We start from the raw sequence: 14,093 nt of genomic DNA on the forward strand, positions 1-14,093 counted from the left end.
ATGTTAATCTTCTACAGTTCTTCAATCTGTTGTCTGTAGACTTTGTTAAAATGATGAGTATAGACATCTTTCATCGTCTTTCCTTCATCATACGTTTGTAAGGCTAACTTTTTTAAATCCAAATAATCTTTGTTTCTGATCTTAGAAACTTTACTCTTAAAGTATATATTCTCGGCAAAGTCGTATTCTTTGCTTTGTTTTTCAAAATTTTCCAGGGCCCTGTCATATCTTCCCAGCTCGAAATAAGTAACTCCCAGCTGGTAATGATCAAACATTCCCTTCACATAACCTCTGGTAGCCAGAAGCATTTCTATAATCCCGGCGGCTTTTTCTTTCTGCCCTAACGCACTGTAGGACATGGCTCTTACCACATCCAGATTATAGTCCCCGTTCTGAGACCTTCCCAGATCTCCGGATTCATATTTTTTTAAATCTTCTAAATCCTGAATAGCCCCCTGATAGTCTCTTAAAAACTGAAACTTACTCCATCCTCTATATCCAAGATACATTTTAGGGTCCAAAGCAACTGCTTTGTCAATTAAAATCTTCCAGGTTACAAAATCTCCATTCTTAAGATATGGAACTGCTTTCTCTATATAAGCATGGGAGAAATCGGGGCACAGGTCAATCGCTTTATCAAAGCCTTCCTGGGATTCGGCAAACCCTTGTAAATCTGAAGCCCAGTTGTATAGCTCGCATGCTTTTTTGCAGTTCTCCCCCTCTACTGCATTACAGTTAACCTGTGCAATAGTATTGGTGTACACTATAAGTAGCAAAAAGCTAAGGTAATACCTCTGAAACTTTTCCATTTTCAATTTTATAGGTTAAATACTGATAATAATCTACTTTTAAACCTTTTATCTCTTTAGGCATCCAGCCATTAAGTGATTTTGTAAATTGCAACAGCCTGTTCTCCAACTCTGCATCCAGCTCAGAATCTTTCAGATCCATGGTCATATGCTGTACTCTGAACAAGCCTGTCTTTCCTTCACAATTTACTAAAAATCTTACGGTAATATAACCGTTGATACACTTTTCTGAATATATATTCTCTTTTTTAAGTTTTTCAGTGATCGCGATCTTTTCTCCTTTGTAACTAAACTGCTTGGCGCCCTGGTAATACTGAAAGCTGAAATGTCCCCATTTTTCTGAGCCACATTTTTTAAAATCAGCATCATCCAGCTTTTTATCAAACTCAGTATCACCTACAGTAGCCGGATATTTTTTCACCTTGTTTTCTGTCTGGCAGCAAACCATAACAAAGGAAAACAGGGCCAAAAGATAAACCGCCTTGATCAAAACTTAATTTTATTCTGTGGTTCTCCCTAAAAGTGTGCCTTGTGTATTGTCATACACAAAAACATTCACCATGTCACCAATTTTCTGTCCTTCCAGTTTATCGAAAACGCATACGGCATTTTGAGAGTTTCTCCCTTTCCATTGGTTTTCATTCTTTTTTGAAGTTCCTTCAATCAGTATCTGATGAACTCTTCCAACATAGGATTTCATTCTTTGTTTGGAAAGTTCTCCCTGAAGAGCAATAACCTCAGCAAGGCGTCTCTGCTTCACATCAGCAGGAATATTATCTTCCATTTTTTTATGAGCTGGAGTTCCGGGTCTTTCCGAGTAAGCAAACATATAACCGTAATCATATTCCACTTCTCTCATCAGGCTTAAGGTATCCTGATGGTCTTCTTCTGTTTCATTACAGAAACCGACAATCATGTCTTGAGAAAAGGCTACTTCAGGAACAATTTCTTTTGCTTTTCTGATCAGATCAAGGTATTCCTCACGGGTATGCTGTCTGTTCATGGCTGCCAGCATATTGTTGCTGCCGCTTTGTACAGGAAGGTGTACATATTTGCATATATTCTCGTGTTTTGCCATCATCCTGAATACATCAAGACTCATATCCTGAGGATTTGAAGTGGAGAATCTGATTCTCAGTTCAGGAACAGCTTTGGCCACCTGATCAAGTAATTGTGCAAAATTAACTGCCGTTGCTTTCTGCATTTCAGACGCTTTGGCAAAATCTTTTTTAGGGCCTCCACCATACCACAGGTAAGAGTCTACGTTTTGTCCTAAAAGGGTAATTTCTTTATATCCGTTATTGGCAAGATCTCTACATTCTTCAATAATAGAGTGTGGATCACGGCTTCTTTCTCTTCCTCTGGTAAAAGGGACTACACAGAACGTGCACATATTATCACAGCCTCTTGTAATGGTAACAAAAGCAGTAACGCCGTTTCCTCCTAAACGAACAGGATTGATGTCTGCATAAGTTTCTTCTTTGGACAGGATTACGTTGATTGCATCTCTTCCATCATCAGTTTCTTTTAAAAGATTAGGTAAATCTCTATAAGCATCCGGGCCTACGACAAGGTCAACCAACTGCTCTTCCTCTAAGAATTTGGTTTTCAGCCTTTCCGCCATACATCCCAAAACTCCCACCGTCATATTCGGTTTCTCTTTTTTAAGATTTTTGAATTGGGAAAGACGCATTCTTACCGTTTGCTCTGCTTTTTCACGGATGGAACATGTATTTAATAGAATCAGGTCAGCCTCTTCCACTTTCATTGTTGTATTATATCCCTGTTCATTAAGAATGGATGCAACAATCTCAGAGTCAGAGAAGTTCATCTGACAACCATAACTTTCCAAAAACAGTTTTTTAGAATTTTCCGGTCTTTCGGCAATAGCAAAAGCTTCGCCCTGCTTTGTTTCGTCTATATATTTTTCCTGCACGATAATCAATTTAGAGTCCGTAGTATCCAATTACGAACAAATAAGTCTGCAAAGATACAAAATATTGTGACAGAATGTCAGGATTATCTTTCAGTAAATGTTATTGAAAACTGTACAGGAAATGAAATCCTCTCAACAATAGGAATATCTTTATAGAAAGCTGGTATCCATGTCTTTTTCATCCTTGTAAGAGTTCTCATAAAATCATTATTGAAATTTTGGTTATAAACCTCAGGATAAATTCTGGGATTAATAATATGTCCGTTTTTACTGATATAAAATTCCAGATTTACCTTTCCGTTAAGCTGATAATCTTCAAAAATCATCATAAAATTGTCATGGAACAATGTATGAAAAGCTTTTGATCCTTCAGGGTATTTGGTATGCGTTACAAATTTGTTGGCGTCATAACCCGGTTGATAATTGCTCATCAAATCTTTTGGGTATAAAATAAATTCGGTAATAGCTCCAATTTTCCAGCCTTTTGCTTCTGCCGGCTTCCATTTTTTAAGATTTCTAAGAACTTCCCGTGACAGATCATATGCACATTTGTTTCTTGCAATATTAGCAGTATCCTGATCTTTAATAAATTTAACTTCAGATCTTTCGGTAATGATAATTCTAGGCTGGTAAATTTCTTTATCATCACATTCCTTTAATTTACTATTGATCAGAAATTCGTGAACATCTTTGTAAAAATTAACCATTCCTCCTTCATAAAAGGTCTGTTTATCAGGATATTCATCAAGTATCTGAGCTTTATACAGAGATACAAAAGCCAGAAAAAAGATAAAAAAAGTTTTTTTCATTATTGTGTTTAAATTATTTAATCGATATCAGCTGACATTGAAGAGAAGTTCATTTTAACCTTAATCTGTGAAGCCACAGGCTGTCCGTTACAGGAAGCCGGAGTCCAGTTTTTTTTGATTCTTCTTACTACATACTGCATGTCGTCAAAGAAAACTTCGCTGTTGGCCACTTTAGGCATTCCTTTCACATCAATTACTTTTCCTTTGGCATCAAGCACCAGCGTAAAAGTAAAGTCACCTGTAAGGGCATAGAAATCAGAATTCAGATAGGCATACATATATTTATTCAGAATATCTTTGTAAGCAGCAACACCTCCTTCATAAGCTGCCGGTTTGAAATCATTACATTTCACGGCAATCTGCATAAAAGGTTCTTTAATGTCTATTTTCAGAACATTTTTATTGCTTTCTCTGATAAAAGAATCATCGCGTTCTTCCTGATCCTGCGCGAATGAAAAATTCATTACACATAATGCTAAAAATAAAAATATAGCTCTCATAGTTTTATTTACTAATAATAAACAAAGGTAAATATTTAGCTTATTTATAAAAAAGAAAAACTTCACACAAAGCATGAAGTTTTTAAACAGGGGATCTAAAACCCATAATATTTTTTAATTTTTAATTTTACAGCAATCCTTTAAGATGTTTGTAATTGGTTTTTACCGTTTCAAAAACCTCATCCATTTTACCCCCCAGCATCAGTTGTGCCATAGATTTGGTCATTCCCATGATCTGGTCAAATTCAATCTTCGGAGGAAGGGCCAGAGCGTTGGGATTTGTAAAAATATTCAGAAGATAAGGTCCATTATGATCCAGGCATTCTTTGATCGCTCCTTCCACCTCTTCCGGCAGGTGCACATTTTTGCCGGGATAGCCCATTGCATGAGCCACCATTGCAAAGTCAGGATTGATCATATCCGTTTCATTATCCGGCATTCCTCCTACTTCCATTTCCAGCTTTACCATTCCCAGGGTTCTGTTGTTGAAAACAATCAGTTTTATCGGTAATTTGTACTGAAAAATAGTTGCCATATCACCTAATAGCATCGATAAACCACCATCGCCACACATCGCTATAATCTGCTTTTCAGGATGGGCCAAAGCAGCTCCAATCGCCATCGGCATAGCATTGGCCATTGACCCGTGGTTAAATGACCCCAGCATTTTCCTCTGTCCGGTTCCGGTAATAAACCGGGCTCCCCACACACAGCACATTCCGGTGTCCACAGTGAAAATAGCATCATTTTTTGCCAGCCTGTCCAGTGTATGTGCCACATATTCCGGTTGGATTGCATTCTCTTTTCCAAAATCTTTTACATATTCCAGTTGACTTTCTTTCACTTTATCATAAAATGCAAGCTGCTCATTCAGGAAATGGACATCTGTTTTTTCTTCCAGCAGAGGAAGTAATACTTTTATGGTTTCTTTGACATCGCCGGTAAGGCCCAATTCCAGTTTTGCTCTTCTTCCCAATCTTTCGGGACTTTCATCAATCTGTACAATTTTATTTTTTACAGGCATGAATTTCTGATACGGAAAATCTGTACCCAAAAGTATCACCAGGTCTGCTTCATGCATAGCATGATAAGCGGAAGGAAACCCTAACAGACCTGTCAGCCCCACCTCATTTGGATTATTTGGCTGAATGGCCATTTTCCCACGGAACGAATATCCTACAGGTGCTTTCAGAAGCTTTGATAATGTAATCACCTCTTCACTTGCTTTAGCCGCACCGATTCCGCAATATAATGTTACTTTTTTACTGCTGTTTATAAGAGATGACAAGCTTTTTAACTCGCCATCCGAAGGTCTTATGACAGGATTGGTCTTAAAGATCTGTGCTGAAGTTGTTGCTTCTTCCGCTTCCAGCTCTGACACATCTCCCGGAAGACCTATCACAGCAACTCCTTTTTTGGAAATAGCGTGCTGAATAGCCGTCTGAACAGTTCTCTGTACCTGTTCCGGCCTTGTAATCATTTGATTATAATAACTGCAGTCGTCAAACAATTTTATTGTATTGGTTTCCTGAAAGTAATCCATTCCCATTTCGTCACTGGGAATTGTAGAAGCAATTACCAGCATTGGAACATGCGAACGATGTGCCTCATAAACTCCATTGATCAGATGAACATGCCCCGGCCCACAGCTTCCCGCGCATACAGCCAGCCCATCCAACTCTGCCTCTGCAGCGGCAGCATATGCTCCTACCTCTTCATGACGTACATGAATCCATTGGATACTGCTCTTTTTAACGGCAATATTCAGATGGTTGAGACTGTCGCCGGTTACTGCATAAATTCTTTTCACATTGGCATTTTCGAGCATTTCAACAATCTGCTCTGCTATATTTTTGGCCATAATCAATATGTTTTGGTGGTTGTTCTTTTATGAAAATAGAATTGTGATAGCTTAAAAAACCCTTATCACTATCAAATTTAGTTAATAAAGTTGAAACTCCGGCCCGCTTTCAATGTTAAAAACTTGTAATTTAATTTTGAATTCTCTGCCCATTTAAACTTCCCAGGTTTTAAATACAAAAGAAATTTAAAACAAAACAGCCACCCAAAAAGGCGGCTGTTTATATAATACGTTTCAGATTTACATGACGATTTCGATCTGATTTCTCAGCAGATCTTCAAATTCATCTCTTTTACGGATCAGGTGAGCTTTACCATCTAGGAATAACACTTCAGCAGGCTTTAATCTTGAATTGAAGTTTGAACTCATTTCAAAACCATAAGCTCCCGCATTATGGAAGGCAAGAATATCCCCTTCTCTTACTTCATTCAGTTTTCTGTCCCAGGCGAATGTGTCTGTTTCGCAGATATTTCCTACTACCGTATAAATTCTTTCTGCTCCTTTTGGATTGGACAGGTTTTCAATCATATGATAAGAATCATAAAACATTGGACGGATCAGGTGATTAAATCCTGAGTTCACCCCAACAAATACAGTAGCTGTAGTCTGCTTGATTACATTAGCTTTAACCAATAAATAGCCGCTTTTTCCTACTAAGAATTTCCCCGGTTCAAACCATAGTTCGAATTTTTTTCCGGTAGACTTCGAGAACTCAGAAATTACTTTTTCTACTTTTTTTCCCAATGTTCTTACATCAGTTTCTTCTTCACTATCCTGATAAGGGATTTTGAAACCACTTCCCATATCCAGGTATTTCAGGTTCGGGAAATGCTCGGAAAGTTCCAGCATGATATCCAGGGCCTGCAGAAACACATCCGGATCTTTGATTTCGCTTCCTGTATGCATATGAAGCCCTTCAACATTAAGATTGGTACTCTTCATCACTCTTTCAATGTGACGAAGCTGGTGAATTGAGATCCCAAACTTACTGTCTATATGGCCGGTTGAAATTTTATAGTTACCTCCTGCAAAAATATGCGGGTTGATTCTTACAAAAATAGGATAAGAATTTCCGAATTTATTTCCAAACTGCTCTAGAATAGAGATGTTATCAATATTGATATGAACTCCAAAAGTCATTGCTTCCTCTATTTCAGCCAAGTCAACACAATTTGGAGTAAACAATATCCTTTCTTTCGAAAACCCTGCCTTTAATCCAAGTTTAACTTCATTAATAGATACACAATCCAAAGAAGCACCCAGGTTCTTGACATACTTAAGGATATTGATGTTTGTCAATGCCTTCGCTGCATAGAAGAACTTTGTATGTTTTAAAAAAGAAGAGGTAAGTTTTTCGTATTGAACTTTGATGGACTCAGCATCATAAACATACACTGGTGTGCCAAACTCATTGGCAATCTTTAATAATTCTTTTGAATTCATAATTTCATTTTAACATAAAAAAAGGCAGATTCTTCGAAAAAGAGCCTGCCACATTGATTATTTTTTATGCAAGACAAGTCTTTTAAATATTCCAAACCTTAGAGAACTTTACAGCCCCCTTTTTTCCAGTTTTATTTTGTTTAAAATTTTGCATTGCTCGTATTTATTTTTTGCAAAAATACTATTTATTTTTTTATTCTAAAAAAATGATTTGAAAGGCACTTCTTCTGAAGAAAGCGGCAAAGTGCTAATTGCTATATCATTTTGGCAGCGGCAAGGTTTCAAAGTCACCGCGAAGCAGCGCCAGCTGCAATTCGTTATTCAAATCAGCAGATGATAGCTGGAGATCAATTTTCAGTTTAGCCAGCTTACTCAGAGTCTGAATCTGTGTAAACAGCTCATAAAAACCAAAAGAAACCACTTTCCCGTTTTCAACAATTAAAAATAATTTTTCACCCAGCTTTCTTCCTTGTCCCAGCCAAAGCTCATTTCTTTTTCTGAATTCTATTTTCTGCTTCAATATAGAAAAATCATTAAACTCTTCCTGAGAACCAATAAACTGAACGGCTTTTGTTCCCTGGGTAAATGATCTGAATTTTAAGACAGGCTTCTCTGTTTTGTTGAGTTTGTTTTTCTCCACAACATACTTATTGTTTCTGAAATATAAACCGAAAGGAAGAACTTCTTTCTTTTTAATATTCTTGGAGTTTAGAATCAGTTTGGCAATGATATCCGTTCCGGTAAGCTCAAAATTAATCTGCTCAACATCTTTCTGAATCTGTTCCCATTTTTTTGATTTGGAATTGAACACTTTTTTAGAAAACTTATTGATATCCTGAACATAATCGGAAAACATAATGCGTCCTGCTTCATCCTGAAAGTACACAAATCCCTTACCATTAGGAAGATCCTGAGTGAGTTCTTTTATTTTATTGATATAAGTCTTGGCATTGGACTCTTCATGCTGCTTCTGAATAATCTCATTTTCAGTATCTTTTGAAACCAGAAGTTTAAAAAGTTCCAACGTGGCCCTGGCATCCCCTTCCGCTCTGTGATGGTTAGTCAAAGGAATCCCAAGAGACTTCACCAGTTTGCCCAATGAGTAACTTACCTCATCAGGAATCAGTTTTTTCGCTAATGGAATTGTATCTAAAGTATTGATTTTAAAATCATAACCAAGCCTTTTGAATGACTGACGCAACATCCTGTAATCAAAGTCGATGTTATGGCCTACCAATGTTGTATTTTGAGTTATTTCGATAACTCTTTTGGCAATTTCATGGAATTTCGGAGCAGTTTTGACCATTTTTGGGGTAATACTGGTCAGCTTCTGAACAAAAGGGGTAATATCACCTTCCGGATTTACCAGAGATATAAACTGGTCAGTGATTTTCTGACCATCATATCTGTAGATGGCGATATCTATAATGCATTCATTTCTATAACCTGCACCATTACTTTCTATATCTATAATTGAATACATTGAATGTGTGTTAACTGCTGTTTGTCGTTTATATTGAAAGCCTATGGTTTCCCCAATAAACCCTGCTTTATTATTAATGTTATAATGATAACCTGCTAAAATAACAAAAAAAATAGCAAAATATAGCAGGTCATCCTTCAAAATTATCTTCTTCTGCCCCCCAGGCCAAACATTCCGAGAATTGCTTTTGCCCCTTCTCTCATTAATGTATTGGTAAAAGTACGGCCTGCTTTACTCTGCAGTACCTGTTCAAACATTCCAGGCTCTTCTTTCACCGGTTTTGTTTTTTGAGTTGGCGCAGGGTTTTGAGCTGCCAGTTCCATTCTGTTGGTCAGCATTTCGTAAGCAGATTCTCTGTCAACAGCCTGCTCGTATTTGGCAACCAATGCTGATCTGGAGGTCAGGTCAGAGATTTCCGCATCACTCAGAACATCCATTCTGGATTCCGGGGAGATCAGATACGTATGCACTAAGGGTGTAGGAATCCCTTTTTCATCCAATGCAGTCACAAATGCTTCCCCAATTCCTAAATTCTGGATCAGGCTGGAAGCATTATAATATTCTGTTGTAGGATAATTTTCAACAGCCTTTGTAATCTCTTTTTTATCTTTTGCTGTAAAACCTCTCAGTGCATGCTGTATTTTCAGTCCCAATTGAGAAAGCACATTTTCAGGTACATCTCCAGGAATCTGGGTAATGAAATAGATTCCCACCCCTTTGGAGCGGATCAGTTTCACCATGGTTTCAATTTGTGAAAGCAGCGCCTTGGATGCCTCATCAAAAATCAGGTGCGCTTCATCAATGAATAATACCAGTTTTGGTTTTCCACTGTCCCCTTCTTCCGGGAAAGTCATGTAAATTTCGGCAAAAAGCGAAAGCATGAACGTGGAGAAAAGCTGTGGTTTATTCTGAATATCTGATACTCGTAAAATATTGACAACCCCTTTTCCATCTCTCGTTTCCAGTAAATCCTGAACATCAAAACTTAATTCTCCAAAGAAATCTGCTGCTCCCTGCTGCTCCAAAGCAACAATAGATCTTAAAATTGTTCCGAGAGATGCCGGTGCTATAGATCCGTAATTGGCAGCAAGCTCAGCTTTTCCCTGCGCATTATCTGTCACGTATTGTAATACCTTCTTCAAATCATTCAGATCAATCAAAGGAAGTCCTTTATCATCACAGTATTTGAAGACAATAGACATAATGCTTTGCTGAGTGTCATTAAGCTCAAGAATTTTGCTTAATAAAACAGGACCGAATTCTGTAACAGTGGCTCTTAATTTCACACCTTTTCCTCCGGAAATGCTCATCAATTCTACAGGAAAGCCTTGTGGGTTGTAGGGCAGCTGTGTTTTGGCATATCTTTCTTCAATAATGGGGTTCATTTGCCCTGCCTCTGCAATCCCGGAGAAATCTCCTTTGATATCAAGAACAAGAGAGGGAATTCCTGCGTGAGAAAGCTGTTCTGCAAACACCTGTAATGTTTTCGTTTTACCAGTTCCTGTAGCTCCTGCGATAAGACCATGACGGTTGATTGTTTTCAAAGGAATTGTTACGTTTACTTCCGGAACCACTTCTCCATCCAACATTCCTTTTCCTAATATAATATGTTCTCCTTTAGGAGTATATCTAGTGTTTAATTCTTCAATAAATTGTGCTTTGTCTGCCATCTGATTTGTTTTTTCAACTTATAAATATAAAATTTTTTGGAAAATATTCAGGATATTTTCTAATTAACTCTATCTGCTTTTTCTGAAAAAAGCCTTATCTGCACAAGCAAATTTGAAACCATCGGTATTATATTTTACTAACAGCTTCATTTTTATAAAGAAACATGATATAAAACAGTATTCTCAAATGAACATTATGTAAGGCATTCTTTTTGCTGAGAAAACTACTATATACTAAACATATGTTTAATAAAGTATTGAAAGAAACTATCAATGGAATTTAACATTTCATTTAGAATTCATCTAATACTTCGTATCTTTAACTCATTAAAAAAAGACCCCAATGAAAATTGAACAAATATATACGGGCTGTCTGGCTCAGGGTGCCTATTATATTGTATCAGAAAATGAAGCAGTCATTATTGATCCTTTAAGAGAAGTAAAGCCTTACCTGGATCGTCTGGAAAAAGACAATGTCACTTTAAAATATATTTTTGAAACCCACTTCCATGCTGATTTTGTATCGGGACATTTGGATTTAAGTAAGAAAACAGGTGCCCCTATTGTATATGGCCCTACTGCGGCTCCTGAATTTGAGGCTATTATTGCAGAGGACAATCAGATTTTTGAAATTGGAAAAGTAAAAATAAAAGTTCTGCACACTCCGGGACATACCATGGAGAGCAGTACTTATCTTTTAATAGATGAAAATGGTGTAGAAACTGCAATCTTTACAGGTGACACCCTGTTTTTAGGCGATGTCGGAAGACCGGACCTTGCCCAGAAAGCAACCAATCTTACCCAGGAAGACCTGGCGGGTATTTTGTATGACAGTCTGCAGAACAAAATCATGCCACTGAATGACAGTATCACGGTTTATCCGGCCCATGGGGCAGGTTCTGCCTGCGGAAAAAATATGCAGAAAGAAACAGTTGATATTTTAGGTAACCAAAAGAAGACTAATTACGCTCTTAATCAACCGGACAAAGCATCTTTCATCAGAGAAGTTCTGGATGGTTTAACAGCTCCTCCTAAATATTTCGGAATGAATGTCGCGTTAAACAAAGGAGGATATGAAAGTCTTGATGTAGTTATGAACAAAGGGCTGCAGCCTGTTGCACCGGAAGATTTCGAAGCGGTGGCAGAAGAAACAGGAGCTTTAATTTTAGATACAAGAGGAGCTGCAGATTTCCATAAAGGTTTTATCCCCAACTCTATCAATATAGGATTAAAAGGAGATTTCGCCCCATGGGTAGGAACTCTGATCGTTGATGTGAAACATCCTCTGCTGTTGGTAACCGATGAAGGTACTGAAGAGGAAGTCATTACAAGACTCAGCAGAGTAGGATTTGATCATGTAGTAGGCTATCTGAAAGGAGGATTTGAGAGCTGGAAAAATGCAGGAAAGGAAACTGATGAGATTAGAAGAATTTCTCCATCTGAATTTGCAGAACAGTTCACCACAGATGCTACTGTAATTGATGTGCGAAAACTGACTGAGTATTCTGCAGAGCATATTGACAACGCATACAACAAACCGTTGGATACCATCAGTGACTGGGCACGAACTATTGATGATTCCGAACACTTCTTTCTTCACTGTGCAGGCGGATACAGAAGCATGATCGCTGCAAGCATCCTTAACTCGCACGGAATCAGAAATTTTACTGAAATAGAAGGAGGTTTTAATGGAATCAAAAAGACAGAAAAATTCCCTACTTCGGATTTTGTATGCCAATCCAAAACATCTTAAGATCATAAAAAACTAAGCTATGTCACAAAAATTTCAGGAAATCATTGATTCCGAAAGGCCCGTACTTATTGACTTTTTCGCTACATGGTGCCAGCCTTGTAAAGTACAGTCTTCGGTATTAAATACAGTAAAGGAAAATATCGGCGAAGCCGCCAGAATCATAAAGGTAGATGTGGACCAATATCCCGCACTAGCTGCTCAATATGGTGTTCGCGGAGTTCCTACGCTTGCGATCTTCAAAAAAGGAGAACTCCTATGGAAGGAAAGTGGTGTTCATGACGTGAATACATTAACCAATCTTCTGCAACAGTATTCTTAAATAAAAAACAGGGCTGAGATTTATAAATTTCAGCCCTTATTTTTTTTACCATTGAACCGTAAAATGATCCCGGTCATTCAGAAACTGAAAATGCGATCTGAAATCTTTCAATTCGTCCCTGTTCAATTCCGCGGTTACGAGGTTTCCCTGCTTATTTGAGATTTCTTTTCCATCAGCAAAGAAACAGTGAGAACTTTCCTGATAAAACAGATCATTTCCATCCGTCCCGATTCTATTCAAACCAAATACAAAAGATAAATTTTCAATGGCTCTGGCTTTTAACAGGTGCTCCCATGCTCCTACCCTTTTCTCAGGCCAGTTGGCAACATATAAAACAGCGTCATAATCATCATTGTTTCTTGCAAAAACTGGGAAACGCAAATCATAGCACACCTGAAGCAGGAAACGTATTCCTTTATATTCAACGATTACCCTTTCTTTTCCTGGCGTATACACTTTGTCTTCTCCTGAAAAGGAGAATAAATGTCTTTTATTGTAAAAAGAAGTTTCACCATCAGGCTCTACAAAATACATTCTGTTATAAAAATTTCCGTTCTGTTCTACCGGAGCACTTCCACAGAACGCCGCATTCTTCTCCCTGGAGATTTTTTTCAAAAATTCCAGCGACTCCCCATTCCTGTCTGAAACTTCGGAAGCATCCATACAGAATCCCGTTGAAAACATCTCAGGGAGAAGGAACAGATCTGCCTCCACATTCTGAAGTTCTTTTTCTATGAGTTCAAAATTTTCACTTTTATTTTTCCAGATGATATCTAAATTAAGCCCTACAACTTTCATCTTTTATTTTTTTTTAATTATTGCAAATCTGAAGTATAAAAATACAGCTTTTATCATTACAAAAAGAGAATTAGGCGACCGAAAGGGAGTTTTACCCACAAAAAAGAAACTCAATTTCTTAATAAATTATTAAAGTCGGCTATTTTTATAAGGCTTACATTCTTTCGGTTTCATTTTTGATAGAGATATTTTTTATTAATATCCTTAAAAATTTAAAATTTATGAAGAAATTGTTTTTTATGGTGACGATCCTCTTTTTTGGCGCTATGGCTAATGCTCAGGCCTGGACAGGAAAAGGAGATCAGAAAATACAACTGGGGCTGAGTGCCTGGGGATATGGAACCGGAATAACGGGAACTTATGACTATGGACTCAATAAACTTATTTCAGTAGGAGCCGGTATTAACGGCTACTTTGACAATTATAAAGACAACGATAAGGATAATCGTGTTTTTGTTTTCGGGAGGCTGAACTTTCATTTACAGGACGCTTTGAATCTGCCTTCAAAGTGGGATATCTACCCTGGAGTAGATCTTGGGGTCCTTGGGAAAGACTTCGGAATTGGTGCTCACATCGGAGCACGCTATTTCTTCAACGAAAAAATTGGGGTATTTGCAGAAGTAGGTAATAATGGCAGTCTGGGAGTTTCTTTCAATTTATAATCAAATCGTCTTTAAATATGACAAAGCTTCTCGTTTCGGGGAGCTTTTTT

General features: G+C 37.6%; 13 protein-coding genes. 3 read left to right on the top strand and 10 right to left on the bottom strand.

What is annotated here, in order from left to right:
- Nucleotides 1–11: 11 nt before the first annotated feature.
- The 9 genes from CRS_RS16865 to CRS_RS16905 all read right to left on the bottom strand — a co-directional run bounded on the left by CRS_RS16865 (nt 12) and on the right by CRS_RS16905 (nt 10,511).
- Nucleotides 12–809, bottom strand: a complete 798-nt coding sequence (locus CRS_RS16865) for a tetratricopeptide repeat protein (protein ID WP_142725183.1) — start codon at nt 807–809, stop codon at nt 12–14.
- Nucleotides 781–1,230: a hypothetical protein gene (locus CRS_RS16870; RefSeq protein ID WP_142725184.1), complete on the bottom strand. Its 450-nt coding sequence runs from the start codon at nt 1,228–1,230 to the stop codon at nt 781–783. Before CRS_RS16870 ends, CRS_RS16865 begins: the two co-directional genes overlap by 29 nt.
- Before the next feature lie 78 nt (nt 1,231–1,308).
- Nucleotides 1,309–2,745: a tRNA (N6-isopentenyl adenosine(37)-C2)-methylthiotransferase MiaB gene (gene miaB / locus CRS_RS16875; protein WP_142725185.1), complete on the bottom strand. Its 1,437-nt coding sequence runs from the start codon at nt 2,743–2,745 to the stop codon at nt 1,309–1,311.
- Between the two features lie 83 nt (nt 2,746–2,828).
- The gene (locus CRS_RS16880; protein ID WP_142725186.1) at nt 2,829–3,554 is read right to left on the bottom strand and encodes a hypothetical protein; all 726 of its coding nucleotides are present in this window, start codon (nt 3,552–3,554) and stop codon (nt 2,829–2,831) included.
- 17 nt (nt 3,555–3,571) lie between these two features.
- Nucleotides 3,572–4,018, bottom strand: coding sequence for a hypothetical protein (locus tag CRS_RS16885; protein ID WP_142725187.1), 447 nt, complete (start codon nt 4,016–4,018; stop codon nt 3,572–3,574).
- Nucleotides 4,019–4,181: 163 nt separating this feature from the next.
- The gene (locus CRS_RS16890; RefSeq protein WP_142725188.1) at nt 4,182–5,915 is read right to left on the bottom strand and encodes a thiamine pyrophosphate-dependent enzyme; all 1,734 of its coding nucleotides are present in this window, start codon (nt 5,913–5,915) and stop codon (nt 4,182–4,184) included.
- 240 nt (nt 5,916–6,155) lie between these two features.
- Nucleotides 6,156–7,358, bottom strand: a complete 1,203-nt coding sequence (gene lysA, locus CRS_RS16895) for a diaminopimelate decarboxylase (RefSeq protein WP_172617097.1) — start codon at nt 7,356–7,358, stop codon at nt 6,156–6,158.
- A gap of 259 nt (nt 7,359–7,617) precedes the next feature.
- The gene (locus tag CRS_RS16900) at nt 7,618–8,841 is read right to left on the bottom strand and encodes a PolC-type DNA polymerase III (RefSeq protein WP_142725190.1); all 1,224 of its coding nucleotides are present in this window, start codon (nt 8,839–8,841) and stop codon (nt 7,618–7,620) included.
- Between the two features lie 143 nt (nt 8,842–8,984).
- Nucleotides 8,985–10,511: a helicase HerA-like domain-containing protein gene (locus tag CRS_RS16905; protein WP_142725191.1), complete on the bottom strand. Its 1,527-nt coding sequence runs from the start codon at nt 10,509–10,511 to the stop codon at nt 8,985–8,987.
- A 343-nt stretch (nt 10,512–10,854) separates the two neighbouring features.
- Here CRS_RS16905 and CRS_RS16910 point away from each other — a divergent pair, with 343 nt between their 5' ends.
- Nucleotides 10,855–12,264, top strand: coding sequence for a rhodanese-like domain-containing protein (locus tag CRS_RS16910; protein ID WP_142725192.1), 1,410 nt, complete (start codon nt 10,855–10,857; stop codon nt 12,262–12,264).
- A 19-nt stretch (nt 12,265–12,283) separates the two neighbouring features.
- Complete coding sequence (locus CRS_RS16915; protein ID WP_142725193.1) at nt 12,284–12,583, top strand: co-chaperone YbbN; 300 nt, start codon at nt 12,284–12,286, stop codon at nt 12,581–12,583.
- A 45-nt stretch (nt 12,584–12,628) separates the two neighbouring features.
- Here the strand turns inward: CRS_RS16915 and CRS_RS16920 are convergent, their stop codons facing one another.
- The gene (locus CRS_RS16920) at nt 12,629–13,381 is read right to left on the bottom strand and encodes a nitrilase family protein (RefSeq protein WP_142725194.1); all 753 of its coding nucleotides are present in this window, start codon (nt 13,379–13,381) and stop codon (nt 12,629–12,631) included.
- A gap of 221 nt (nt 13,382–13,602) precedes the next feature.
- Here CRS_RS16920 and CRS_RS16925 point away from each other — a divergent pair, with 221 nt between their 5' ends.
- On the top strand, nt 13,603–14,043 hold the full coding sequence (locus tag CRS_RS16925) for a DUF6646 family protein (protein WP_142725195.1): 441 nt from the start codon (nt 13,603–13,605) through the stop codon (nt 14,041–14,043).
- The last annotated feature ends 50 nt before the right edge of the window (nt 14,044–14,093 follow it).

Source organism: Chryseobacterium sp. ON_d1 (assembly GCF_006829085.1).
In the GTDB taxonomy this organism is placed as follows: domain Bacteria; phylum Bacteroidota; class Bacteroidia; order Flavobacteriales; family Weeksellaceae; genus Chryseobacterium.